The sequence below is a fragment of the Streptomyces sp. NPDC047917 genome (genome assembly GCF_043204345.1).
In the GTDB taxonomy this organism is placed as follows: domain Bacteria; phylum Actinomycetota; class Actinomycetes; order Streptomycetales; family Streptomycetaceae; genus Streptomyces; species Streptomyces sanglieri.
Genome location: NZ_JBIDCA010000015.1, coordinates 251,859 through 274,992 on the forward strand (window position 1 = coordinate 251,859; position 23,134 = coordinate 274,992).

Sequence of the window (23,134 nt, forward strand, 5' to 3'; positions counted from 1 at the left end):
GTACGAAACGGGGTGACCGCCCTCCGGTCGGTCAAACGACTCGCCTACTGGTTGTACGGACCGTAGTCGTAGTCCTCCAGCGGAACGGCCTGGCCGGAGCCCGTGCCGAACGGCGAGTAGTCGATGTCGTCGTAGCCGACGGCCGAGTACATCGCGGCCTTGGCCTCCTCGGTCGGCTCGACCCGGATGTTGCGGTAACGGGACAGACCCGTACCGGCCGGGATGAGCTTACCGATGATGACGTTCTCCTTGAGGCCGATGAGGCTGTCGGACTTGGCGTTGATCGCCGCATCCGTCAGGACTCGGGTCGTCTCCTGGAAGGAGGCGGCCGACAGCCAGGATTCCGTCGCCAGCGAGGCCTTGGTGATACCCATCAGCTGCGGACGGCCGGAGGCGGGGTGACCGCCCTCGGTGACCACACGACGGTTCTCGGTCTCGAACTTCGAGCGCTCGACGAGCTCGCCCGGCAGCAGCTCCGCGTCGCCGGACTCGATGATCGTCACGCGGCGCAGCATCTGCCGGATGATGATCTCGATGTGCTTGTCGTGGATCGACACGCCCTGCGAGTTGTAGACCTTCTGGACCTCGCCGACCAGGTGGACCTGGACCGCGCGCTGACCGAGGATCCGCAGCACGTCGTGCGGGTTGGTGGCACCCACGGTGAGCTTCTGGCCCACCTCGACGTGGTCGCCCTCGCCCACCAGCAGACGGGCGCGCTTCGAGATCGGGAACGGGATCTCGTCGCTGCCGTCGTCCGGCGTGACCACGAGCTTCTTGGTCTTCTCGGTCTCCTCGATCCGGACCCGGCCCGCGGACTCCGAGATCGGGGCGACACCCTTGGGCGTACGGGCTTCGAAGAGCTCGACGACTCGGGGCAGACCCTGGGTGATGTCGTCACCGGCCACACCACCGGTGTGGAAGGTACGCATCGTCAGCTGGGTACCGGGCTCACCGATGGACTGGGCGGCGATGATGCCGACCGCCTCACCGATGTCGACCAGCTTGCCGGTGGCGAGCGAGCGTCCGTAGCAGAAGGCACAGGTGCCGACCGCGGACTCACAGGTCAGGACCGAACGGGTCTTGACCTCCTCGACGCCGGCGCCCACCAGGGCGTCGATCAGGACGTCACCGAGGTCGACGTTGGCAGGCGCGATGACCTTGCCGTCCACCACGACGTCCTCGGCGAGCATGCGGGCGTAGACCGAGGTCTCGACGTCCTCCGTCTTGCGGAGCACACCGTCCGCGCCCTTGACGGCGATCTTCAGCTTGAGGCCGCGGTCGGTGCCGCAGTCCTCCTCGCGAATGATCACGTCCTGCGAGACGTCCACCAGACGACGGGTCAGGTAACCCGAGTCGGCGGTACGCAGGGCGGTGTCCGCCAGACCCTTACGGGCACCGTGCGTGGAGATGAAGTACTCCAGAACGGTGAGGCCCTCACGGAAGGACGCCTTGATGGGACGCGGGATCGTCTCGTTCTTGGCGTTGGACACCAGACCACGCATACCGGCGATCTGACGCATCTGCATCATGTTTCCTCGGGCACCCGAGTCAACCATCATGAAGATGGGGTTCGTCTTGGGGAAGTTCGCGTTCATCGCCTCGGCAACCTCGTTGGTCGCCTTGGTCCAGATCGCGATGAGCTCCTGCGTGCGCTCGTCCTTGGTGATCAGACCGCGCTCGTACTGCTTCTGGACCTTCTCGTCCTGCGCCTCGTAGCCGGCGACGATCGCCTTCTTGGCCTCGGGGACCACGACGTCGGAGATGGCCACGGTGACACCGGAACGGGTCGCCCAGTGGAAGCCGGCCGCCTTCAGGTTGTCGAGCGTCGCCGCCACGATGACCTTGGGGTAGCGCTCGGCGAGGTCGTTGACGATCTCGGAGAGCTGCTTCTTGCCGACCGAGTAGTCGACGAACGGGTAGTCCTCGGGCAGCAGCTCGTTGAAGAGCGCGCGGCCCAGGGACGTACGCAGCCGGAACGTGTCGCCCTGCTGGTACTCCTGCTCGCCTTCCTCGGCGACCGGCGGCACCCAGCCACGCGGCGGGATGGTGCCCACCGGGAAGCGGATGTCGACCTTCGCCTGGAGCGACAGCTCGCGGGCGTCGAAGGCCATGATCGCCTCGGCCGTGGAGCCGAAGGAGCGGCCCTGGCCGATGACCTTGCGCTCCTCCTCGTCCGTGGTGAGGAAGAACAGGCCCAGCACCATGTCCTGGGTCGGCATGGTGACGGGACGACCGTCGGCCGGCTTCAGGATGTTGTTCGAGGACAGCATCAGGATGCGGGCCTCGGCCTGCGCCTCCGCGGAGAGCGGCAGGTGCACGGCCATCTGGTCACCGTCGAAGTCCGCGTTGAACGCGGTGCAGACGAGCGGGTGGATCTGGATGGCCTTGCCCTCGACCAGCTGCGGCTCGAAGGCCTGGATGCCGAGGCGGTGCAGCGTCGGCGCACGGTTCAGGAGAACCGGGTGCTCGGCGATGACCTCTTCCAGGACGTCGTACACGACCGTGCGGCCGCGCTCGACCATGCGCTTGGCCGACTTGATGTTCTGCGCGTGGTTCAGGTCGACCAGGCGCTTCATCACGAACGGCTTGAAGAGCTCCAGCGCCATGGCCTTCGGCAGACCGCACTGGTGCAGCTTGAGCTGCGGGCCGACGACGATCACGGAACGCGCGGAGTAGTCCACACGCTTACCGAGAAGGTTCTGACGGAATCGACCCTGCTTGCCCTTCAGCATGTCGCTGAGGGACTTGAGCGGGCGGTTGCCGGGACCGGTGACCGGGCGACCACGACGACCGTTGTCGAAGAGGGCGTCAACAGCCTCCTGAAGCATGCGCTTCTCGTTGTTGACGATGATCTCCGGAGCGCCCAGGTCCAGCAGGCGCTTCAGACGGTTGTTGCGGTTGATCACACGGCGGTACAGGTCGTTCAGGTCGGAGGTCGCGAAGCGGCCACCGTCCAGCTGCACCATCGGACGCAGGTCCGGCGGGATGACCGGCACGCAGTCGAGCACCATGCCCTTGGGCTTGTTGCTGGTCTGCAGGAACGCGGAGACGACCTTGAGGCGCTTGAGCGCACGGGTCTTCTTCTGGCCCTTGCCGGTGCGGATGATCTCGCGGAGGCGCTCGGCCTCCTCGTCGAGGTCGAAGGACTCCAGGCGCTTCTGCAGGGCGGCAGCGCCCATGCAGCCGTCGAAGTACGTGCCGAAGCGGTCACGCAGCTCGCGGTAGAGCAGCTCGTCGCCCTCCAGGTCCTGGACCTTGAGGTTCTTGAAGCGGCTCCACACCTCGTCGAGACGGTCGATCTCGCGCTGCGCGCGGTCGCGCAGCTGCTTCATCTCGCGCTCGGCACCTTCGCGCACCTTGCGGCGCACGTCGGCCTTGGCGCCCTCGGCCTCCAGCTCGGCCAGGTCGGTCTCAAGCTTCTTGGCGCGGGCTTCGAGGTCGGCGTCGCGGCGGTTCTCGATCTGCTGACGCTCGACGGAGACGTGCGCCTCCAGCGACGGCAGGTCGCGCGTACGGCGCTCCTCGTCCACGAACGTGATCATGTACGCGGCGAAGTAGATGACCTTTTCCAGGTCCTTCGGCGCGAGGTCGAGGAGGTAGCCCAGGCGCGACGGGACGCCCTTGAAGTACCAGATGTGCGTGACGGGAGCGGCAAGCTCGATGTGGCCCATGCGCTCACGTCGCACCTTGGCGCGCGTGACCTCGACGCCACAGCGCTCACAGATGATGCCCTTGAAGCGGACACGCTTGTACTTGCCGCAGTAGCACTCCCAGTCCCGGGTCGGACCGAAGATCTTCTCGCAGAAGAGTCCGTCCTTTTCGGGCTTGAGCGTGCGGTAGTTGATGGTCTCCGGCTTCTTCACTTCGCCGTGGGACCAGGTCCGGATGTCGTCCGCGGTGGCAAGGCCGATCCGCAGCTCGTCGAAGAAGTTGACGTCGAGCACTTGTCGTCAATCCCTCTTTCGGGGGTTCGAGCCCCCTCGCGTCAGGCGAGAAAACGGGGCACTTCAGCAATGGTCTGAACGGGTCCGGGGAGAGCCGGCCGGATCACTGGGATCCGGCCGGCCAACCCGTCAGACCTCTTCGACGCTGCTCGGCTCGCGCCGGGACAGGTCGATACCGAGCTCCTCCGCCGCGCGGAAGACGTCCTCGTCCGTGTCGCGCATCTCGATGGACATGCCGTCCGAGGACAGCACCTCCACGTTGAGGCAGAGCGACTGCATTTCCTTGATGAGCACCTTGAAGGACTCGGGGATGCCGGGCTCGGGGATGTTCTCGCCCTTGACGATGGCCTCGTAGACCTTCACGCGGCCGGTCACGTCGTCGGACTTGATCGTCAGGAGCTCCTGGAGGGCGTATGCGGCGCCGTATGCCTCAAGGGCCCACACCTCCATCTCACCGAATCGCTGACCACCGAACTGAGCCTTACCACCCAGCGGCTGCTGGGTGATCATGGAGTACGGACCCGTCGAACGAGCGTGCAGCTTGTCGTCGACGAGGTGGTGCAGCTTGAGGATGTACATGTAGCCGACCGAGACCGGGTCCGGGAACGGCTCGCCGGAGCGGCCGTCGAACAGCTTGGCCTTGCCGGAGGGCTGCACCAGGCGGTCGCCGTCGCGGTTCGGGATCGTGGCCTCGAAGAGACCGGAGATCTCGTCCTCGCGCGCACCGTCGAAGACGGGGGTGGCGACGTTGGTGCCGGGGGCGACCTGGTCGGCGCCGATGGCCTGCAGGCGCTTGGCCCACTCGTCACCGAGGCCGGAGACGTCCCAGCCGCGGCTGGCGAGCCAGCCGAGGTGGATCTCCAGGACCTGTCCCGGGTTCATTCGGGACGGGACACCCAGCGGGTTGAGGATGATGTCGACCGGGGTGCCGTCCTCCAGGAACGGCATGTCCTCGATCGGCAGGATCTTCGAGATGACGCCCTTGTTGCCGTGACGGCCGGCGAGCTTGTCACCGTCGGTGATCTTGCGCTTCTGCGCGACGTAGACGCGGACCAGCTGGTTCACGCCCGGCGGCAGCTCGTCGCCCTCTTCGCGGTCGAAGACGCGGACGCCGATGACCTTGCCGATCTCACCGTGCGGCACCTTCAGCGAGGTGTCGCGCACCTCGCGCGCCTTCTCACCGAAGATCGCGCGGAGCAGACGCTCCTCGGGGGTCAGCTCGGTCTCACCCTTGGGCGTGACCTTGCCGACGAGGATGTCGCCGGCGACGACCTCGGCACCGATACGGATGATGCCGCGCTCGTCGAGGTCGGCGAGGACCTCCTCGGAGACGTTCGGGATGTCCCGGGTGATCTCCTCCGGGCCGAGCTTGGTGTCACGGGCGTCGACCTCGTGCTCCTCGATGTGGATCGAGGAGAGGACGTCGTCCTGCACGAGGCGCTGCGACAGGATGATCGCGTCCTCGTAGTTGTGACCCTCCCACGGCATGAACGCCACGAGCAGGTTCTTGCCGAGGGCCATCTCACCGAACTCGGTGGCCGGACCGTCGGCGAGGACCTGGTCGGCGATGACCCGGTCGCCCTCGGAGACGACGACCTTCTGGTTGACCGAGGTGCCCTGGTTGGAGCGCATGAACTTGGCGATGCGGTACGTGGTGTACGTGCCGTCGTCGTTCGTGACGGTGATGTAGTCCGCGGAGACCTCCTGGACCACACCGTCCTTCTCGGCCTTGAGCACGTCGCCGGCGTCGGTGGCGCAGCGGTACTCCATGCCGGTGCCGACGAGCGGGGCCTCGGACTTGATCAGCGGCACCGCCTGACGCATCATGTTCGCGCCCATGAGGGCACGGTTGGCGTCGTCGTGCTCCAGGAACGGGATCATCGCGGTCGCGACGGACACCATCTGGCGCGGCGAGACGTCCATGTAGTCGACGTCCGTGCCGGGCACGTAGTCGACCTCGCCGCCACGGCGGCGGACCAGCACGCGGGACTCGGCGAACCGGAGCTCGTCGGTCAGCGGCGCGTTGGCCTGCGCGATGACGAAGCGGTCCTCCTCGTCGGCGGTCAGGTAGTCGACCTCGTCGGTGACCTGGTCGTCGACGACCTTGCGGTACGGCGTCTCGATGAAGCCGAACGCGTTGATCCGGCCGTAGGAGGCCAGCGAGCCGATCAGACCGATGTTCGGGCCTTCGGGCGTCTCGATCGGGCACATGCGGCCGTAGTGCGAGGGGTGCACGTCACGGACTTCGAAGCCGGCCCGCTCACGGGAGAGACCACCGGGGCCGAGCGCGTTGAGACGACGCTTGTGCGTCAGGCCCGACAGCGGGTTGTTCTGGTCCATGAACTGGGACAGCTGGCTGGTGCCGAAGAACTCCTTGATGGAGGCGACGACCGGCCGGATGTTGATCAGGGTCTGCGGCGTGATCGCCTCGACGTCCTGAGTGGTCATGCGCTCGCGCACGACGCGCTCCATACGGGCGAGACCCGTACGGACCTGGTTCTGGATCAGCTCGCCGACGTTGCGGATGCGACGGTTGCCGAAGTGGTCGATGTCATCGGTCTCGACCATGATCGAGCGGCCGGACTCGCCGACCGTCTCGGTCTCACCGGCGTGCAGCTTGACCAGGTACTTGATCGTCGCGATGACGTCGTCGCTGGTGAGCACACCGGCGTCGAGCGGCTCGTCGGCGCCGAGCTTCTTGTTCACCTTGTAGCGGCCGACCTTCGCGAGGTCGTAGCGCTTCGGGTTGAAGTAGAGGTTCTCCAGCAGCGTCTGAGCGGCCTCACGGGTGGGCGGCTCGCCCGGACGCAGCTTGCGGTAGATGTCGAGCAGCGCGTCGTCCTGGCCCTGGGTGTGGTCCTTCTCCAGGGTGGCGCGCATCGACTCGTACTCGCCGAACTCCTCCAGGATCTGCTCGGTCGTCCAACCGAGAGCCTTCAGGAGAACGGTGACGGACTGCTTGCGCTTGCGGTCGATGCGGACACCGACCATGTCGCGCTTGTCGATCTCCATCTCCAGCCAGGCACCCCGGGACGGGATGATCTTGGCGGAGAAGATGTCCTTGTCGGACGTCTTGTCGATGGAGGAGTCGAAGTAGACACCCGGCGAGCGGACCAGCTGCGACACGACGACACGCTCGGTGCCGTTGATGACGAAGGTGCCCTTGTTGGTCATGAGCGGGAAGTCGCCCATGAAGACCGTCTGGGACTTGATCTCGCCGGTCTCGTTGTTGGTGAACTCGGCGGTGACGAAGAGCGGGGCGGCGAACGTGAAGTCGCGCTCCTTGCACTCGTCGATCGAGTTCTTCGGGGGCTCGAAGCGGTGGTCGCGGAAAGTCAGCGACATCGACCCGGAGAAGTCCTCGATCGGCGAGATCTCCTCGAAGATCTCTTCCAGGCCGGACTTGGTCGGGACGTTCTGTCCACTGTCCAGAGCAGCCTCGACGCGAGCCTTCCATGCGGCATTGCCGAGGAGCCAGTCAAAGCTCTCGGTCTGCAGCGCGAGGAGGTTCGGAACCTCGAGGGGCTCCTTGATCTTTGCAAAGGAGATGCGCAGCGGGGCGGTGCTGGCACCGTTGTTCGTATTCGCGGTCGAGGCGTTGCGCGAGGCGGCCAAGAGGGGGTCCTTCCGAGGGCTCGGACTCACTACGCGCGTACCGGTCCCAAGCCGGACACGGTGACAGTCGGTTCCTGATCCGACCGAATAAGGCCAGGTCAGAGACGATCAGTCATCGGTGCTCAAGCGAGGGCATGCCCCTGGTGACGGGCAGGAGGCAGCTAACAGGCAGCGCAAAGGGTCAGTGTAGCCAAACGGCACACTGATGTCCAGTCGGGGTTCTCAGAGACCCACGTTGCTCTCAACAGCTGTTCTCAACACCTATGGCTAGCCCTTGCGCGTGGTGCGCTCTTCTTTACTGCCCGCTTCGCCCACGATCCATGCCTCGGATTCGGATCGATGTGACGACGCGTCCTGAGAATTGCGCGCCGCGTGCGGTTCGTCAAGGCCCCCCTGCGGGGACAACGCCCCGAGGTCCGCACCCGACCGCCTCCCGGCGCCGGTCGGCCGCTCCGGAGAGGCAACGGCGAAGATCACCATACTCGTCGCCACCGGAAGAGCAAGGCAGCCGCCTCGGGTACGCCGAAGGGCGACCACCCGGATGGGTGATCGCCCTTCGTGTGATGACGTCCGTGCCGTACGGCAGGAGTCGTCAGGAGGAGTCAGCAGACTCCCTGAGTCACTTGACCTCGACGGAAGCGCCGGCGGCCTTGAGGGACTCGGCAGCCTTCTCGGCGGCCTCCTTGGCGACCTTCTCGAGGACCGGCTTCGGGGTGCCGTCGACGAGGTCCTTGGCCTCCTTCAGACCCAGCGAGGTCAGCTCACGCACGACCTTGATGACCTGGATCTTCTTCTCGCCGGCGCCGGTGAGGATGACGTCGAACTCGTCCTGCTCCTCGACGGCCTCGGCAGCGGCACCCGGGCCGGCCGGGCCGGCGACGGCGACGGCCGCGGCGGCGGTGACGTCGAACTTCGCCTCGAAGGCCTTCACGAACTCGGAGAGCTCGATGAGGGTCATCTCTTCGAACTGCGCGAGCAGGTCGTCCTGGGACAGCTTCGCCATGATGGCGTCCTTCCACTAATTCGGCAGGTGCCGGATGTACATGTAGGCGGGCGTACGTTCGGCCCGCTGCGACCGTCTCCCTAGTGGGCGGCGGTCATTGCGCGAGCCGAGTTACTCGGCACCGCCCTGCTCTTCGAGCTTGACGCGAAGCGCCTCCGCGGTGCGGACGAACTTCGACGGCAGCGCCTGGAAGAGCGAAGCAGCCTGAGACTGCTTGCCCTTGAAGGCACCGGCCAGCTTGCTGAGCAGAACCTCGCGGGACTCGAGGTCCGCAAGCTTCTTGATCTCATCGGCGGACAGCGCCTTACCGTCAAGGACACCGCCCTTGATGATCAGGTTCGGGTTCTCCTTGGCGAAGTCACGAAGACCCTTCGCCGACTCCACCGGGTCACCGGTGATGAAGGCAACCGCCGTCGGACCAGTGAACTGGTCGTCCAGCGAAGTGATCCCGGCCTCGTTGGCCGCAATCTTGGTCAGCGTGTTCTTCACCACGGCGTACTGGGCGTTCTCACCGAGCGAACGACGCAGCGTCTTGAGCTGCGCCACGGTGAGACCCCGGTACTCGGTCAGCACAGCGGCGTTCGAGCTGCGGAACTGGTCCGCGAGCTCGGCTACCGCGGCAGCCTTGTCGGGCCTTGCCATGAGCGTCGGCCTCCTTCCGGGTGATGAGGACCGCTCAGAAGGGGCCGGGAAAGACGAAACGCCCCGGCGCAGGCGCCAGGGCGTAGCTCGACCGAACGAATCCGGGAGCTTTCCACAGTCACCTGCGCAGGTCGCCCGTACTCAACGGATCCTTCGGTCACTGTTCCCTCTTGCGAGAGCACAGCAACGACCAGCGGTCTTTGGCTTCTTCAGGAGAGTACGCGACCGGGGCCGCGCCGGGCAAATCCGTCCCGTTCGATGCGGTGGATGAGGTTCAGGACGCGCCCGCCCCCTGCTGCTGCTTCAGGAGCTCGGCGAAGTCGACCGTGTCCGAGGCCGGCGGCTGTTCGACGGAGACCTTCGTCCCGTAGTCGCTGTAGTACACCGTGGAGTTGAGCTCGCCGGTCTTCATCTGGCCGCGCTCGGTCTTCTTGACCAGCAGGTCGTTGTCGTCGACCCAGATGTCGACCGTCTCCGTGGTGATCCCGGCGTCGCTCAGCTGCTTCTTCAGCTGCTCCAGCTGGTCGGCGTCGAGCTCGGAGTTCTTCGCGGTCAGCGCGGCCACGTCGACGGTGCCGGAGTAGTGCGTGGCGGAGACGCCCCGCACGTCCTCCTTGCCGACCTTCTTCACGTCGCCGGAGGCCAGCAGCGACTTCACTCCCTGGTCGGGGGTGGTGTTCTGCATCTGCTGCTTCATCGCCTCGCCGGAGGCACCCGCCATCTTGGCGAGGTCGGCGTAGCCGTAGTTGATCCAGTGCTTGCCGCCGGTCTGCTTCGCGAATCCGTCGCCCATGTTGACGACGTATCCGTCCTTGAAGTAGCGGGCCTGCATCGTGCCGGTGCCGCCGGACTGCTTCATGGCGTCCGCCATGCTGCCGCCGGTGTACGTGATCTCCATGGTGCCGGTGAGACCGTCGGTCCAGTCGATGACACCGGTCTGCTCCATGGACATGGTGGTGCCCATCTGAGTGGTGCCCTCGACCTTCGCGGAGTTCTCCCCGCCGGTCTTCTTCTGCACGTCGAGCAGCGCGGCTATCGGGTCGGCCTTGACGACGCCGCTGCCCTGCTTGTCGCTCTTGCCGCTGTCCGATCCGCTGCAGGCCGCGACCGACGTCAGCGCCGCTGCCGCCGCCACCGACAGACACACGCGTCGCACGGTACTGGTCCTCATGTCAGCTTCCACCCCTCGTTCGGCTCTGTCGGGGCCTCACGCTAACGCACGGGTCCGACAGCGCCTCCGGCAATACGGATACAAGGACGGGCCCCGCACCTCGAAAGGTTGCGGGGCCCGTTCATGTCACACGTGACGCGGCTTGCTGCCGAGCGCTGGGGCTCAGACGGCGGCCGGGTCCTCCTCGACGAGGAGGTTACGGGTGCGGTTGGCGTCCAGCGGGATGCCGGGGCCCATCGTGGTGGCCAGGGTGGCCTTCTTGATGTAGCGGCCCTTGGCGGCGGACGGCTTCAGACGGAGGATCTCCTCCAGCGCCGCTGCGTAGTTCTCCACCAGCTTGGTGTCGTCGAACGACGTCTTGCCGATGATGAAGTGCAGGTTCGAGTGCTTGTCGACGCGGAACTCGATCTTGCCGCCCTTGATGTCGTTGACAGCCTTCACGACGTCGGGGGTGACGGTGCCGGTCTTCGGGTTCGGCATCAGACCACGCGGACCGAGCACGCGGCCGAGGCGGCCGACCTTGCCCATGAGGTCCGGAGTGGCGACGACGGCGTCGAAGTCCAGACGGCCCTTCGCCACCTCGTCGATGAGCTCGTCGGCGCCGACGATGTCGGCTCCAGCGGCTTCCGCGGCCGCAGCACGGTCACCGGTCGCGAAGACCAGGACCCGGGCGGTCTTGCCGGTGCCGTGCGGGAGGTTCACGGTGCCACGGACCATCTGGTCGGCCTTGCGCGGGTCGACACCCAGGCAGAACGCGACCTCGACGGTGCCGTCGAACTTCGTGGAGGCGGTGTCCTTGGCGAGACGGACGGCCTCGAGCGGGGCGTAGTTACGCGCCCGGTCGATCTTGGCGTCCGCAGCGCGGAGGTTCTTGCTGCGCTTCACTTCTACTCCTGTGGTTTCAGAGTGTGGAGTCGTGGTGCGGACCAGCGCTTGGTCCTACCACTGAGGGCGGTGGGGCTGAATCAGCCTTCGACCGTGATGCCCATGGAACGGGCGGTGCCGGCGATGATCTTCGACGCGGCGTCGAGGTCATTGGCGTTCAGGTCGGGGAGCTTCGTCGTGGCGATCTCGCGGACCTGGGCGGCCGTCAGCTTGGCAACCTTGGTCTTGTGCGGCTCGCCGGAGCCCTTGTCCACACCCGCGGCCTTGAGGATCAGCTTCGCGGCCGGCGGAGTCTTGGTCACGAAGGTGAAGGAACGGTCCTCGTAGACCGTGATCTCCACCGGCACGACCATGCCACGCTGCGACTCGGTCGCGGCGTTGTAGGCCTTGCAGAACTCCATGATGTTGACGCCGTGCTGGCCGAGCGCGGGGCCGACCGGCGGGGCCGGGTTGGCCGCACCGGCGTTGATCTGGAGCTTGATAAGCCCCGTGACCTTCTTCTTCTTGGGAGGCATTGCTCTCTCCGGGTCCTAGTGAGAGTGTTTCGCCGCCTTCCGGTCATCCGGATGGAGGCATACCGCACAACGATAACGGGTATAGCTGCGCGACCAAAAACCAAGCAGGTCAGACGGGCTTTGCAGCCGGTCTGACCTGCTCGGTAGGCATGTGTCCAGAGACTGGCGGAATACCGCTAGTTCTTCTGGATCTGGTCGAAGCTGAGCTCGACCGGGGTCTCGCGGCCGAAGATCTCGACGAGACCCTTGACCTTCTTCGAGTCGGCGTTGATCTCGTTGATCGTCGCCTGCAGCGTCGCGAACGGGCCGTCGGTGACGGTGACCGAGTCGCCGACCTCGAAGTCGAGCACCTGAACCTCGACCTTGCGGGCCGGAGCCGGCTTGCCCTCGGCCTCGGCGGCCTCGCGGGCGGCCTTCTCCTCGGCCTCCGGGGCGAGCATCTTGACGATCTCGTCCAGGGTCAGCGGGTACGGGTCGTAGGCGTTGCCCACGAAGCCGGTGACGCCGGGGGTGTTGCGGACGACGCCCCAGGACTCGTTCGTCAGGTCCATGCGCACCAGGACGTAGCCCGGGAGCTTGTTCTGGCGGACGTTCTTGCGCTCGCCGTTCTTGATCTGGACGATCTCTTCCTCGGGCACTTCGGCCTGGTAGATGAAGTCCTCGACGTTGAGCGAGACGGCGCGCTGCTCCAGGTTGGCCTTCACACGCTTCTCGTAACCGGCGTACGTGTGGATGACGTACCACTCGCCGGGAAGGCCGCGCAGCTCGTCGCGCAGGGCGGTGACGGCGTCGACGGGCTCGGCCGGCTCGGCCGCTTCCTCGTCGTCCTCGTCGCTCTCGGATTCGGCGTCGGCCTCCGCGGCCTCTTCCTCTTCCTCGTCCTCGGCGTGCACGGCGGCCTGCTCGGCAGGCTCACCTGCGGCGGCATCGGCAGCTTCGGCCTGGTCCGGCTCCTCGGCGTCCGCCGCCTCGACGATGTCGAGCTCGTCCTCGGCGGACTCGAAGGCGCCCGCCGTCGGCTCGACGGCGTCGTTCAGGTTCGGGTCAGACACGGTGGCTGCTTCTTCCTGGATACAAATGGGTGGAACATGCGAAAGGGGCGCCCATGAGGCGCCCTCCGCGGGATCAGCCGAAGACGTACTTGATGACCCGCTGGAATCCGAAGTCAATCACGGTAACCAGACCGATCATGACGACGACGAAGACAATCACCACACTGGTGTATGTCGTCAGCTGGCTGCGAGTCGGCCAGACGACCTTGCGCAACTCGGCGACGATCTGGCGGTAGAACAGCGCGAGACGGCCCAGAGGGCCCTTCTTTCCGCGCTTGCCGCCCTTCCGGGTCTTCTTCTTCGACTCGGGTACTTCATCCTCGGCATCAGGCATGTCGATGGAGCCCACGGCGTCCGTCACGCTTCTCACCTGATTCCGGGTCATGGCCGTGCCGCGCCCGGTGGAGCCGCACGGCGGTGCATTGAAGTACGTACATGCGCACACATCCTGGCGAAGGAGTGTGTAGCAGGGCCGGAGGGACTTGAACCCCCAACCGCTGGTTTTGGAGACCAGTGCTCTACCAATTGAGCTACGACCCTTTGTGGTTTCCACCAACCTACCGCATCTCCCCGGATGGCCCGGGTGCAGGAACGGTGCGGCTGGTGAAGGCCAACGACAGGTGAGTGTACGTGTTCAGCGGCCCGGCGTCGAACAGATAGCTCCCGACCGCTCCTGGTCGCATGTTGTCCGCATGCTGTCCGAGTCGTGTCCGGTCCCTGAAACCGTTGTGCCGACAGGGATCACGGTCTGGAACCATGGGGACCATGAGCGCTGCAACTTCCCCTTCCGAGCGCCGGGTCTCCGCCCGCATCGGTGCGATCTCCGAGTCCGCCACCCTCGCCGTGGACGCCAAGGCAAAGGCCCTCAAGGCCGCCGGCCGTCCGGTGATCGGCTTCGGTGCCGGTGAGCCCGATTTCCCGACCCCCGGCTACATCGTCGACGCCGCGGTCGAGGCCTGCCGCAACCCGAAGTACCACCGCTACACCCCGGCAGGAGGGCTCCCGGAGCTCAAGTCCGCCATCGCGGAGAAGACGCTGCGCGACTCCGGCTACGAGGTCGACGCCTCGCAGATCCTGGTGACCAACGGCGGGAAGCAGGCCATCTACGAGGCGTTCGCCGCGATCCTCGACCCGGGTGACGAGGTCATCGTCCCCGCCCCGTACTGGACCACCTACCCCGAGTCGATCCGGCTGGCCGGCGGTGTCCCGGTGGAGGTCGTGGCCGACGAGACCACCGGCTACCGGGTCTCCGTCGAGCAGCTGGAGGCGGCGCGCACCGAGCGCACCAAGGTCGTCCTGTTCGTCTCCCCCTCGAACCCGACCGGTGCCGTGTACAGCGAGGCCGACGCCGAGGCGATCGGCCACTGGGCCGTCGCGCACGGCCTGTGGGTGCTGACCGACGAGATCTACGAGCACCTGGTCTACGGGGATGCGAAGTTCACCTCGCTGCCCGCGATCGTGCCCGAGCTGCGTGACAAGTGCATCGTGGTCAACGGCGTCGCCAAGACGTACGCGATGACCGGCTGGCGGGTGGGCTGGATCGTCGGTCCGAAGGACGTCGTCAAGGCCGCGACCAACCTCCAGTCGCACGCCACGTCCAACGTCTCCAACGTGGCCCAGGTCGCCGCGCTGGCCGCCGTCTCCGGGAGCCTGGACGCGGTCGCCGAGATGCGCACCGCCTTCGACCGCCGCCGCAAGCTCATCGTGCGGATGCTCAACGAGATCGACGGCGTGTTCTGCCCGGAGCCCGAGGGCGCGTTCTACGCCTACCCGACGGTGAAGGACCTGCTCGGCAAGGAGATCCGGGGCCGGCGCCCGGCCACCTCGGTCGAGCTGGCGGCGCTGATCCTGGACGAGGCCGAGGTGGCGGTCGTACCGGGCGAGGCCTTCGGCACGCCGGGCTACCTGCGGCTCTCGTACGCGCTGGGCGACGACGACCTCGTCGAGGGCGTCTCGCGGCTCCAGAAGCTGCTGGGCGAGGCCAGGGCCTAGTACGTCCCGCGGTCCCGCGCGAGCGACCCCCCCGGCCGGGCCGGGGGGGTCGCTCGCGCGTTCGGGAGTCAACTCGATGGGGAAAGCGGCTACCGCTCGACCCCGGGTGTGCGGCAGGATCTTGGAATGGAGCGTGATGTACGGCTGTTGCCCAAGGCCCACCTGCACCTGCATTTCACCGGGTCGATGCGGCCGACGACCCTGCTCGAACTCGCCGACAAGTACGGCGTGCACCTGCCCGATGCCCTGACCGGTGGCGAGCCGCCGAAGCTGCGGGCCACGGACGAGCGCGGATGGTTCCGCTTCCAGCGGCTCTACGACATCGCCCGGTCCTGTCTCAGGTCCCCCGAGGACATTCAGCGGCTGGTGCGCGAGACGGCCCAGGAGGACGTCGCGGACGGCTCGGGCTGGCTGGAGATCCAGGTCGACCCCACCTCGTACGCACCGCTGCTCGGCGGGCTGATCCCGGCGATCGAGATCATCCTGGACGCGGTGGACAGCGCCTCGCGCGGGACCGGGCTGCCGATCCGGGTGGTGATCGCGGCGAACCGGATGAAGCATCCGCTGGACGCCCGGACGCTCGCCCGGCTCGCGGTGCGGTACGCGGACCGGGGCGTGGTCGGATTCGGGCTCTCCAACGACGAGCGCCGCGGGATGGCCCGTGACTTCGACCGGGCCTTCGCCATCGCCCGCGAGGGCGGCCTGCTGGCGGCGCCGCACGGCGGTGAGCTGTCCGGCCCCTCCAGCGTCCGGGACTGCCTGGACGACCTCGACGCGGCCCGGATCGGACACGGCGTACGGGCGGCCGAGGATCCCCGGCTGCTGCGCACGCTGGCCGAGCGCCAGGTGACCTGCGAGGTCTGCCCGGCATCGAACGTGGCGCTGGGCGTCTACGAGAAGCCCGCCGACGTACCGCTGCGCAAACTGTTCGAGGCCGGGGTGCCGATGGCGCTGGGCGCGGACGATCCGCTGCTCTTCGGTTCCCGGCTGGCCGCGCAGTACGACCTGGTGCGGCGCCACCACGCGTTCACCGACGAGGAACTGGCCGAGCTGGCCCGGCAGTCGGTCCGGGGCTCCGCCGCACCGGCTCCGGTGCGGACGCGGCTCCTGGCGGGCGTCGACGACTGGCTGGCGAAGCCCGCGGGGTAGGGCTCCGGATCAGGCGCCGACGCCGCGCATCAGCGTGCTCGCCACGGACGCGGCGAACTCGTCGAGGGGCTGCGGCGGCTCTCCGCCCGCCGTGGCCTCGTAGGCGAAGGCGCGTTGTGCGCAGGCCCCCAGCAGCAGCGAAGCGGCCGCGTAGGTGTCCGCGTCGGCGCGGACCCGGCCGGCCGCCTGTTCGGAGCGCAGATAGGCGTCCAGCCCCCTGATGGGCATGTGCGGGCCGGTGCCGAGCTCCCGCATCGCCTCGTTATGGCGTTCCTTGAGCCTGGGCTCGGCGTACAGCGAGGCGGCGATCGGGAAACTCTGCTCGTAGAAGAGCGCGGCCTGGCGGGCGATCTCGGTGAGGTTCTGCTCGACGGTCCGCTCCCCCGCCCCGGGTGACACGACCAGCCGTTTCAGCAGCGGGTTGAGCCTGGGAAGCCGTTCCTTGAGCACGGTCACGAACAGCTCTTCCTTGCTCGCGAAGTGCTTGTAGAGCGCGGCCTCCGAGCAGCCCGCGGCTCTGGCGATCTCCTTGGTGGTGGCGCGGGCCAGGCCGATGGTGAGCATCAGCTGATGGGCGGCGTCGATGATGCGGACGCGGGCCGGCTTCTGCTCCATGCGTACTCCAACGAGGCTTGACGAGGTGGTGAGTATCCACTCACTCTAGGGGTGAGTGAATACTTACCCACCCTGGGAGGGTGCGCAATGAGGATCACGGTGTTCGGCGCCACGGGCGGCGTCGGTCAGGAGATCGTCCGCCAGGCGCTGGCGGCGGGCCACGAGGTGACGGCGGTGGTCCGCGACCCGGCGCGGCTGCCCGTCCCGCTCTCCGACGTCCAGGTCCACACCGTCGCGCGCATGGACGATCCGGAGGCGCTGCGCGAGGCGGTCGCGGGCCGGGACGCGGTGCTCTCCGCGCTGGGCTCGCGCGGCCGGAAGGCGGACGGGGTCGCCGAGCGGCTCACCGGGGCGGTGCTGGCCGCGATGGAAGCGGAGGGGGTACGGCGGCTGCTGGTCGTCAGCGCGGCCCCGGTCGGCCCCCGGCCGGCCGACGACCCGCTGCCGGACCGGCTGGCCCGCAAGGTGATCGGGGCGGTCCTCAAGGAGGTCTACGCGGACCTGACGCTGATGGAGGCCGCGCTGGCCCGGAGCGCGACGGACTGGACGTCCGTACGGCCGCCGAAGCTCACCGACGGGCCGCTGACGGGGAAGTACCGGACGGTCGTCGGCGGCACTCCGCGCAGCGGCCGGACCATCTCGCGGGCCGATGTGGCGCACGCGATGCTGGCGCTGACCGACGACCCGGCGTCGGTGAAGCAGGGCGTGGGCGTGGCGTACTGAACGGGACGGGCCCGCCCCGTCCCCCGCACGGCCTAGAGGCTCACGCCGACCGTCACCGGTTCGTTGACGAGCGTGACGCCGAATGCCTCGCGGACCCCGGCGACGACCTCGCGGGCGAGCGCGAGGAGGTCCTCGGTGGCCGCCTCGCCGCGATTGGTGAGGGCGAGGGTGTGCTTGGTGGAGATACGGGCCGGGCCGGTGCCGTATCCCTTGGTGAAACCGGCCTTGTCGATCAGCCAGGCCGCGGAGGTCTTGACGCGTCCCCCGTCCGCGGGGAAGGCGGGGGGCGTCGTCCCCGGGCCGAGCCGGTCCGCGGCACGGGCGAGGAACACCTCGTACTCCGCCTCCGTCAGGATCGGGTTGGTGAAGAAGGAGCCGGCCGACCAGGTGTCGTGGTCGGCCGGGTCCAGGACCATGCCCTTGCCGGCCCGGAGCCCGAGCACGGTCTCGCGGGCGGCCGCCGCGGGCACCCGCTCGCCCTGTTCGACGCCCATGGCGCGGGCCGTCTCGGCGTACTTCAGCGGCGCGGACAGACCGCCCGCGTCCTCCAGCTCGAAGCGGACCCGCAGCACCACGAAACGGTCGGGTTCGGCCTTGAAACGACTGTGCCGGTACGAGAACGCGCACGCGGCGTTCGCAATGGTGACCGTTTCCTCGGTGTGCCGGTCGTAGGCGACGACCTCCGTGATGGTGGAGGAGACCTCCTGGCCGTACGCGCCGACGTTCTGGATCGGGGTCGCACCCGCGGAGCCCGGGATTCCGGCCAGGCATTCGATGCCCGCGAGACCGGCCTCGACGGTACGGGCCACGGCGTCCGTCCAGATCTCCCCGGCGGCGAGCTCCAGTGCCGTGCCGTCCAGTGCGAAGCCCTCGGTCGCGATGCGCAGGGCGGTGCCGTCGAAGCCCTTGTCGCCGATGACCAGGTTGCTGCCGCCGCCGATGACGAGGAGCGGAGTGCCGCTCCCGTCCGCCTCGCGCACGGCTTCGATCACCTCGGCGTCGGTCGTCGCCGTGAGGAGGCGGGTGGCGGGGCCGCCCAGCCGGAAGGTGGTCAGGGGGGCGAGGGGGGCGTCATGGAGTTCCTGCACGGGGACAAGGGTACGGTCCGTGCCCCGAGCGCTCGGGCGGGGCACGGACCGTACCCGCGCGACCCGCGGCTCGGGCGGCCTCACCGGTCCCCCGCCCGGCACGCGTGAGGGGCACCGCCCATCGGACGGTGCCCCTCGCGTCACGCTCGGCGGCCTCAGCCGAGCCGCACCACGGCGCGGGACATGCCCAGCACCTTCTTGCCCTCGTTCATGGCCGTCAGGTCCACCCGCACCCGCTTGTCGTCCAGCAGGGCGGCCACCTTGCCGCTGACCTCGATCAGTGCGCCGTCGTCGTCGTTCGGCACGACGACCGGCTTGGTGAACCGCACCCCGTACTCGACGACCGCGCCCGGGTCACCGGCCCAGTCCGTGACCACGCGGATCGCCTCGGCCATGGTGAACATGCCGTGCGCGATCACGTCCGGCAGTCCGACCTCGCGGGCGAACTTCTCGTTCCAGTGGATCGGGTTGAAGTCACCGGAAGCGCCCGCGTACTGCACCAGCATCGCCCGGGTCACCCGGAAGGACTGCGCCGGCAGCTCCGTACCGACCTCGACCGACTCGTATGCGACGTTCGCCGTCATCACGCCTCCTCGGCGGCGCGCGCCACCAGCTTCGTCCACGCGGTCACGACGTGCTCACCGGACTCGTCGTGGACCTCGCCACGGACGTCCAGGATGTCGTTGCCCGCCAGGGACTTGATGGCCTCGATCGTCGAGGTGACCGTCAGCCGGTCCCCCGCCCGCACGGGACGCGTGTAGGCGAACTTCTGGTCGCCGTGCACCACCCGGCTGTAGTCCAGACCCAGCTGCGGGTCGTGGATCACCTGCCCGGCCGCCTTGAACGTGATGGAGAAGACGAACGTCGGCGGCGCGATCACATCGCTGTGGCCGAGCGCCTTGGCGGCCTCGGGGTCGACGTACGCCGGATTCGGGTCGCCCACCGCCTCGGCGAACTCACGGATCTTCTCCCGGCCGACCTCGTACGGCGGGGTGGGCGGATAGGTCCGCCCCACGAAGGACTGGTCGAGCGCCATGGGCTCGCTACCTCCTGATGAAAGATGAACAGGCCGAAGAAATGATGAACAGGCCGAAGGACAGCCTTCATACAACGACACGAGGCCGCCCCCAATGGGGACGGCCTCGTGTACGAGCCTGTTTCAGCGCGTTTCGCGGTGCGCAGTGTGCGAGTTGCAGCGCGGGCAGTGCTTCTTCATCTCAAGACGGTCCGGGTTGTTACGCCGGTTCTTCTTGGTGATGTAGTTCCGCTCCTTGCACTCCACGCAGGCCAGCGTGATCTTCGGGCGGACGTCGGTGGCAGCCACGTGAGTGCTCCTTGGACGGACGGATGGACGGATGAACGCAAAAAAGAGTAGCCGATCGAAGGACCGACCCCACAATCGGCTACCGTAAGTAGCGGTGACCGGACTTGAACCGGTGACACAGCGATTATGAGCCGCTTGCTCTACCGACTGAGCTACACCGCTTTGATGACGAGTCCCCCCGCCGAAGCGGGGTTTCCCGATCACCAGAGCCCCAATGCGGAATCGAACCGCAGACCTTCTCCTTACCATGGAGACGCTCTACCGACTGAGCTATTGGGGCGAGCGATGACGACATTACACGCTCCCTCGCCGATCGCCCAAATCCGTTTCGGACCCCCGCCCGGAGCCCTTGATCGACGCCCCGCCGATCCCTTGATCGAGAGCCCCGGGGACCGCCCGCCGGCCGCCTGATCAGCGCCTCGGTCTCCCCGTGGGGCACCATCGTCACGGTCGTACACACCCGCCCCACGCATCCCCAGGGCCACACCGGTACGACTATTCCGCTCCTCCTCGAACCGGGCCGAACGCGCCCCTAGGCTCGACTCACTCTGCGTGATCTTGTCCCCATTCCCAGGAGCGCGATGCCCGACAGCCAGCCGTGGCAGCCGGACGACCATGCCGCCGACGCGGACGGTGCGGCCGGCGGCCCGGAGACCGCCGCCCCGGCCGGCCTGGTGCTCTGCGGCGCCCGGCTCACCGACGGCCGCGTCGTGGACGTACGGCTCGGCGGCGGCCGCATCGAGGCCGTCGGCACGGCGGGCAGTCTGGCCGCCACCGGTCCGCGGCTGGACCTGCGCGGCTATCTGCTGCTCCCCGCCCCCGCCGAACCCCACACCCACAGCGACACCGCGCTCACCGCCGACGGCGCCCCCGGCCCGGCGTCGCACCGCCCGGAGGACATCCGGCGCCGCGCCACCGAGGCCGCCCTGCTCCAGCTCGGCCACGGGGCCACGGCGCTGCGCTCGCACGTGCGGATCGGGGACGTCCGGGGCCTCGCCCCGCTCGAAGCCGTACTGCAGGCCCGCCGCTCGCTGCGCGGACTGGCCGACCTGACCCCGGTCGCGGTGCCCCGGCTGCTCACCGGCATCGCGGGCGCGGGCAACCTGGCCATGCTGCGCGACGCGGTGAAGATGGGTGTCGGTGCGGTCGGCGGCTGCCCGGACCTCGATCCGGACCCGGCGGGGTACGCGGAGGCCGTGCTGGAGGTCGCCGCCGAGCAGGGCTGCCCGGTCGACCTGCACACGGACAGCGACGATCCGGCCCGGCTCGGCCGGCTGGCCGCCATGGCCGGAGGGCTGCGGCCCGGCGTCTCGCTCGGGCCGTGCGCGGGCCTCTCCCGGCTTCCCCCGCAGGCCGCGGCCCGCGCCGCCGACCAGCTGGCCGCGGCCGGGGTGACGGTGATCTGCCTCCCCCAGGGCGGCTGCTGCGGCGCGGAGGGCCGGGGCACCGCTCCCGTGCGGCTGCTGCGGGCGGCCGGGGTGCGGGTCGCGGCGGGCAGCGGGGCGTTGCGGGACCTCACGAACCCGGTCGGCCGCGGTGACCCGCTGGAGGCCGCCTACCTGCTGGCCTCGCAGCACGGGCTGCCGGCCGCGGAGGCGTACGAGGCGGTGTCCTCGGCCGCCAGGACGGCGATGGGGCTGCCCGGGGTCAGGGTCGAGGCGGGCTTTCCGGCCGAGCTGCTCGCGGTGCGTGGGGAGCAGCTGCCGGAGGTGCTCTCGCTCGCCTACAGCCGGGTGGTGGTGCATCGCGGCCGGGTGGTGGCGCGGACGAGCGCGGTGCGCGAGTACTGCGACTCCGAGACCGTCGTCGCCCTCGATCTGCCGCGCCAGGGGAGAACGGATCCCGGTTCCTGCGGCGGGCCCTGAGCGCGGCGGCCCGCCGCGGCGTACGGTCGTGACCATGCGCATTGTCATCGCAGGTGGACATGGTCAGATCGCGCTGCGGTTGGAGCGGCTGCTCACCGCGCGCGGGCACGAGGCCGTCGGCGTCATCCGCAATCCGGACCAGGGCAAGGACCTCCGGGACGCGGGTGCCGAGCCGGTGGTCCTGGATCTCGAATCCTCCTCCGCGCAGGAGGTGGCCGAGGTGCTGCGCGGCGCCGACGCGGTGGTCTTCGCGGCCGGCGCGGGCCCCGACAGCGGCGCGGAACGCAAGGAGACGGTGGATCGCGGGGCGGCGGTGCTCTTCGCCGACGCCGCCGAAATGGCGGGCGTACGGCGCTACGTCGTGGTCTCGTCGATGGGCGCCGACCCCGACCACCCGGGCGACGAGGTCTTCGACGCGTATCTGCGGGCCAAGGGGGCGGCGGACGCGTACGTGCGCTCCAGGACCGGGCTCGACTGGACGATCCTGCGCCCCGGCATGCTGACGAACGACGCGGGCACGGGGACGGTTTTGCTGACCGCGTCGACCGGCCGCGGTCCGGTGCCGCGCGACGACGTGGCGGCGGCGCTGCTGGAGCTGCTGGAGACCCCGGCGACGGCGGGGCTGACGCTGGAACTCATCTCCGGGAACGTGCCGGTGGCGGTCGCGGTGAAGGACATCGCGGGGAACTGACCGGGCGTACGGCCGTGGAGAGCCGTACGCGGGTGGCGGGTTGCCGGCCGGTCAGTCGCGCGGTGCCGGGCGGACGGAGATGCCGTTGCGCTCCAGCAGCGCGGCCGTGACGCCGTCGCCCTCGCGGAGCGCGCCGGTGAACGTACCGTCATAGACCGTTCCGCGCCCGCAGGAAGGGCTGCGCGCCATCAGCAGGGCCTCGGTGCACCCGCTCCGGCGCGCGGCCGCCAGAGCCCGTTCCGCGCCGTCCACGAACTCGTCCGTCACGTCGTGGCCGGTGTCGTCGACGACCCGGGCCCGGCCGTCCAGCACGTCGTGGCCGTCACCGCCGACGATCTCGGCGGGGCGGCGCGGGGTGGGCAGTCCGGCGGAGACCTCGGGGCAGAAGGCCACGGGGCGGCGGTCGCCGATGGCCGCGGTGACCGCGCCGGAGGCCTTGCCACGGCCGTCGAAGCGGCAGGGCACACCCTGTACGCAGGCGCTGACCAGTACGGATTCCATGTCCACGGCCCCTCGCAGCAGAAAACAAAGAAGGCCCCTGCCTGAGACAGGGGCCTTACCATGTGGCGGCGCCAGGGTTCGAACCTGGGTAGGCTGAGCCGGCAGATTTACAGTCTGCTCCCTTTGGCCACTCGGGCACACCGCCAGGGATTGCTGCCTTCGAGAACCGCTTTTTGGCGGCGCTCCGTGGCAACGACGTAAACGATACCCGATGCCCGGGGGTGCTTCGCCACCGGATTGATCAGCGGCCCGATCGGGTGCGGGTGGCTAAGGGCTGTCCCGCAATTCCTGGTGGAACAGCGTGCGGCGTCAGATGCGGTGCATCGCAAGGCGGAGGGACGTCCACATACTGGATGTAT

General features: G+C 68.4%; 20 protein-coding genes and 4 tRNA genes. 5 read left to right on the forward strand and 19 right to left on the reverse strand.

Annotation, left to right across the window (positions count from 1 at the left end; all coding sequences use genetic code 11):
* Nucleotides 1-44: 44 nt before the first annotated feature.
* From ACGF8B_RS33730 to ACGF8B_RS33775, 10 genes are all read right to left on the reverse strand, one after another.
* Entirely contained in the window at nucleotides 45-3,944 is a 3,900-nt protein-coding gene (locus ACGF8B_RS33730) for a DNA-directed RNA polymerase subunit beta' (RefSeq protein ID WP_093540768.1), read from the reverse strand.
* A 129-nt stretch (nucleotides 3,945-4,073) separates the two neighbouring features.
* On the reverse strand, nucleotides 4,074-7,559 hold the full coding sequence (gene rpoB, locus ACGF8B_RS33735; protein WP_392745909.1) for a DNA-directed RNA polymerase subunit beta: 3,486 nt from the start codon (nucleotides 7,557-7,559) through the stop codon (nucleotides 4,074-4,076).
* A 619-nt stretch (nucleotides 7,560-8,178) separates the two neighbouring features.
* Nucleotides 8,179-8,562, reverse strand: a complete 384-nt coding sequence (gene rplL, locus ACGF8B_RS33740) for a 50S ribosomal protein L7/L12 (protein ID WP_384758737.1) — start codon at nucleotides 8,560-8,562, stop codon at nucleotides 8,179-8,181.
* 111 nt (nucleotides 8,563-8,673) lie between these two features.
* Nucleotides 8,674-9,204 carry a 50S ribosomal protein L10 gene (rplJ, locus tag ACGF8B_RS33745; RefSeq protein ID WP_093540771.1) on the reverse strand — a complete coding sequence of 177 codons (531 nt, stop codon included), beginning with the start codon at nucleotides 9,202-9,204 and terminating at the stop codon, nucleotides 8,674-8,676.
* Between the two features lie 274 nt (nucleotides 9,205-9,478).
* Nucleotides 9,479-10,375 (reverse strand): hypothetical protein, encoded by an 897-nt coding sequence (locus tag ACGF8B_RS33750; protein WP_392745911.1) that lies wholly within the window; start codon nucleotides 10,373-10,375, stop codon nucleotides 9,479-9,481.
* A 162-nt stretch (nucleotides 10,376-10,537) separates the two neighbouring features.
* Nucleotides 10,538-11,260, reverse strand: coding sequence for a 50S ribosomal protein L1 (rplA, locus tag ACGF8B_RS33755; RefSeq protein ID WP_365475044.1), 723 nt, complete (start codon nucleotides 11,258-11,260; stop codon nucleotides 10,538-10,540).
* Nucleotides 11,261-11,340: 80 nt separating this feature from the next.
* On the reverse strand, nucleotides 11,341-11,775 hold the full coding sequence (gene rplK / locus ACGF8B_RS33760; RefSeq protein ID WP_003967000.1) for a 50S ribosomal protein L11: 435 nt from the start codon (nucleotides 11,773-11,775) through the stop codon (nucleotides 11,341-11,343).
* Nucleotides 11,776-11,951: 176 nt separating this feature from the next.
* A complete protein-coding gene (nusG, locus tag ACGF8B_RS33765) occupies nucleotides 11,952-12,827 on the reverse strand; it encodes a transcription termination/antitermination protein NusG (RefSeq protein WP_392745912.1) in 876 nt (291 codons plus the stop codon).
* A 73-nt stretch (nucleotides 12,828-12,900) separates the two neighbouring features.
* The gene (gene secE / locus ACGF8B_RS33770; RefSeq protein ID WP_072485564.1) at nucleotides 12,901-13,188 is read right to left on the reverse strand and encodes a preprotein translocase subunit SecE; all 288 of its coding nucleotides are present in this window, start codon (nucleotides 13,186-13,188) and stop codon (nucleotides 12,901-12,903) included.
* 106 nt (nucleotides 13,189-13,294) lie between these two features.
* A tRNA-Trp gene (locus tag ACGF8B_RS33775) sits at nucleotides 13,295-13,367 on the reverse strand.
* Between the two features lie 225 nt (nucleotides 13,368-13,592).
* Between ACGF8B_RS33775 and ACGF8B_RS33780 the strand changes: the two genes are divergently transcribed.
* On the forward strand, nucleotides 13,593-14,819 hold the full coding sequence (locus tag ACGF8B_RS33780) for a pyridoxal phosphate-dependent aminotransferase (RefSeq protein ID WP_392745914.1): 1,227 nt from the start codon (nucleotides 13,593-13,595) through the stop codon (nucleotides 14,817-14,819).
* Between the two features lie 126 nt (nucleotides 14,820-14,945).
* Nucleotides 14,946-15,968 carry an adenosine deaminase gene (locus ACGF8B_RS33785; RefSeq protein WP_392745916.1) on the forward strand — a complete coding sequence of 341 codons (1,023 nt, stop codon included), beginning with the start codon at nucleotides 14,946-14,948 and terminating at the stop codon, nucleotides 15,966-15,968.
* 9 nt (nucleotides 15,969-15,977) lie between these two features.
* On the opposite strand, the gene ACGF8B_RS33790 is transcribed toward ACGF8B_RS33785, so the two are convergent.
* On the reverse strand, nucleotides 15,978-16,583 hold the full coding sequence (locus ACGF8B_RS33790) for a TetR/AcrR family transcriptional regulator (RefSeq protein WP_392745917.1): 606 nt from the start codon (nucleotides 16,581-16,583) through the stop codon (nucleotides 15,978-15,980).
* Nucleotides 16,584-16,670: 87 nt separating this feature from the next.
* Here ACGF8B_RS33790 and ACGF8B_RS33795 point away from each other — a divergent pair, with 87 nt between their 5' ends.
* Nucleotides 16,671-17,306, forward strand: a complete 636-nt coding sequence (locus tag ACGF8B_RS33795; protein ID WP_392745919.1) for an NAD(P)-dependent oxidoreductase — start codon at nucleotides 16,671-16,673, stop codon at nucleotides 17,304-17,306.
* A gap of 32 nt (nucleotides 17,307-17,338) precedes the next feature.
* Here ACGF8B_RS33795 and ACGF8B_RS33800 read toward each other — a convergent pair whose 3' ends face one another.
* The 6 genes from ACGF8B_RS33800 to ACGF8B_RS33825 all read right to left on the reverse strand — a co-directional run bounded on the left by ACGF8B_RS33800 (nucleotide 17,339) and on the right by ACGF8B_RS33825 (nucleotide 19,998).
* A complete protein-coding gene (locus ACGF8B_RS33800; RefSeq protein WP_392745921.1) occupies nucleotides 17,339-18,394 on the reverse strand; it encodes a UDP-N-acetylmuramate dehydrogenase in 1,056 nt (351 codons plus the stop codon).
* A gap of 155 nt (nucleotides 18,395-18,549) precedes the next feature.
* Entirely contained in the window at nucleotides 18,550-18,978 is a 429-nt protein-coding gene (locus tag ACGF8B_RS33805; RefSeq protein ID WP_392745922.1) for a MaoC family dehydratase, read from the reverse strand.
* Complete coding sequence (locus ACGF8B_RS33810; protein WP_259928562.1) at nucleotides 18,978-19,430, reverse strand: MaoC family dehydratase N-terminal domain-containing protein; 453 nt, start codon at nucleotides 19,428-19,430, stop codon at nucleotides 18,978-18,980. The genes ACGF8B_RS33805 and ACGF8B_RS33810 overlap by 1 nt, the downstream gene beginning before the upstream one ends.
* A gap of 123 nt (nucleotides 19,431-19,553) precedes the next feature.
* Nucleotides 19,554-19,718 carry a 50S ribosomal protein L33 gene (rpmG, locus tag ACGF8B_RS33815; RefSeq protein WP_003956487.1) on the reverse strand — a complete coding sequence of 55 codons (165 nt, stop codon included), beginning with the start codon at nucleotides 19,716-19,718 and terminating at the stop codon, nucleotides 19,554-19,556.
* Between the two features lie 89 nt (nucleotides 19,719-19,807).
* A tRNA-Met gene (locus tag ACGF8B_RS33820) sits at nucleotides 19,808-19,880 on the reverse strand.
* A gap of 45 nt (nucleotides 19,881-19,925) precedes the next feature.
* Nucleotides 19,926-19,998, reverse strand: a tRNA-Thr gene (locus tag ACGF8B_RS33825).
* 301 nt (nucleotides 19,999-20,299) lie between these two features.
* Between ACGF8B_RS33825 and ACGF8B_RS33830 the strand changes: the two genes are divergently transcribed.
* Nucleotides 20,300-21,583, forward strand: a complete 1,284-nt coding sequence (locus tag ACGF8B_RS33830; RefSeq protein WP_392745924.1) for an amidohydrolase family protein — start codon at nucleotides 20,300-20,302, stop codon at nucleotides 21,581-21,583.
* Nucleotides 21,584-21,617: 34 nt separating this feature from the next.
* A complete protein-coding gene (locus tag ACGF8B_RS33835) occupies nucleotides 21,618-22,274 on the forward strand; it encodes an SDR family oxidoreductase (RefSeq protein ID WP_392745925.1) in 657 nt (218 codons plus the stop codon).
* Between the two features lie 51 nt (nucleotides 22,275-22,325).
* Here the strand turns inward: ACGF8B_RS33835 and ACGF8B_RS33840 are convergent, their stop codons facing one another.
* Complete coding sequence (locus ACGF8B_RS33840) at nucleotides 22,326-22,775, reverse strand: DUF523 domain-containing protein (protein ID WP_392745927.1); 450 nt, start codon at nucleotides 22,773-22,775, stop codon at nucleotides 22,326-22,328.
* 63 nt (nucleotides 22,776-22,838) lie between these two features.
* A tRNA-Tyr gene (locus ACGF8B_RS33845) sits at nucleotides 22,839-22,920 on the reverse strand.
* Nucleotides 22,921-23,134: the final 214 nt, after the last annotated feature.

Excerpts from the sequence above, each read along its gene's own strand:
- rplL (WP_384758737.1), bottom strand. The coding sequence starts at position 8,562 with ATGGCGAAGCTGTCCCAGGACGACCTGCTCGCGCAGTTCGAAGAGATG.
- rplJ (WP_093540771.1), bottom strand. The coding sequence starts at position 9,204 with ATGGCAAGGCCCGACAAGGCTGCCGCGGTAGCCGAGCTCGCGGACCAG.
- ACGF8B_RS33750 (WP_392745911.1), bottom strand. The coding sequence starts at position 10,375 with ATGAGGACCAGTACCGTGCGACGCGTGTGTCTGTCGGTGGCGGCGGCA.
- rplK (WP_003967000.1), bottom strand. The coding sequence starts at position 11,775 with ATGCCTCCCAAGAAGAAGAAGGTCACGGGGCTTATCAAGCTCCAGATC.
- ACGF8B_RS33780 (WP_392745914.1), top strand. The coding sequence starts at position 13,593 with ATGAGCGCTGCAACTTCCCCTTCCGAGCGCCGGGTCTCCGCCCGCATC.
- ACGF8B_RS33785 (WP_392745916.1), top strand. The coding sequence starts at position 14,946 with ATGGAGCGTGATGTACGGCTGTTGCCCAAGGCCCACCTGCACCTGCAT.
- ACGF8B_RS33790 (WP_392745917.1), bottom strand. The coding sequence starts at position 16,583 with ATGGAGCAGAAGCCGGCCCGCGTCCGCATCATCGACGCCGCCCATCAG.
- ACGF8B_RS33795 (WP_392745919.1), top strand. The coding sequence starts at position 16,671 with ATGAGGATCACGGTGTTCGGCGCCACGGGCGGCGTCGGTCAGGAGATC.
- ACGF8B_RS33805 (WP_392745922.1), bottom strand. The coding sequence starts at position 18,978 with ATGACGGCGAACGTCGCATACGAGTCGGTCGAGGTCGGTACGGAGCTG.
- ACGF8B_RS33810 (WP_259928562.1), bottom strand. The coding sequence starts at position 19,430 with ATGGCGCTCGACCAGTCCTTCGTGGGGCGGACCTATCCGCCCACCCCG.
- ACGF8B_RS33830 (WP_392745924.1), top strand. The coding sequence starts at position 20,300 with ATGCCCGACAGCCAGCCGTGGCAGCCGGACGACCATGCCGCCGACGCG.
- ACGF8B_RS33835 (WP_392745925.1), top strand. The coding sequence starts at position 21,618 with ATGCGCATTGTCATCGCAGGTGGACATGGTCAGATCGCGCTGCGGTTG.
- ACGF8B_RS33840 (WP_392745927.1), bottom strand. The coding sequence starts at position 22,775 with ATGGAATCCGTACTGGTCAGCGCCTGCGTACAGGGTGTGCCCTGCCGC.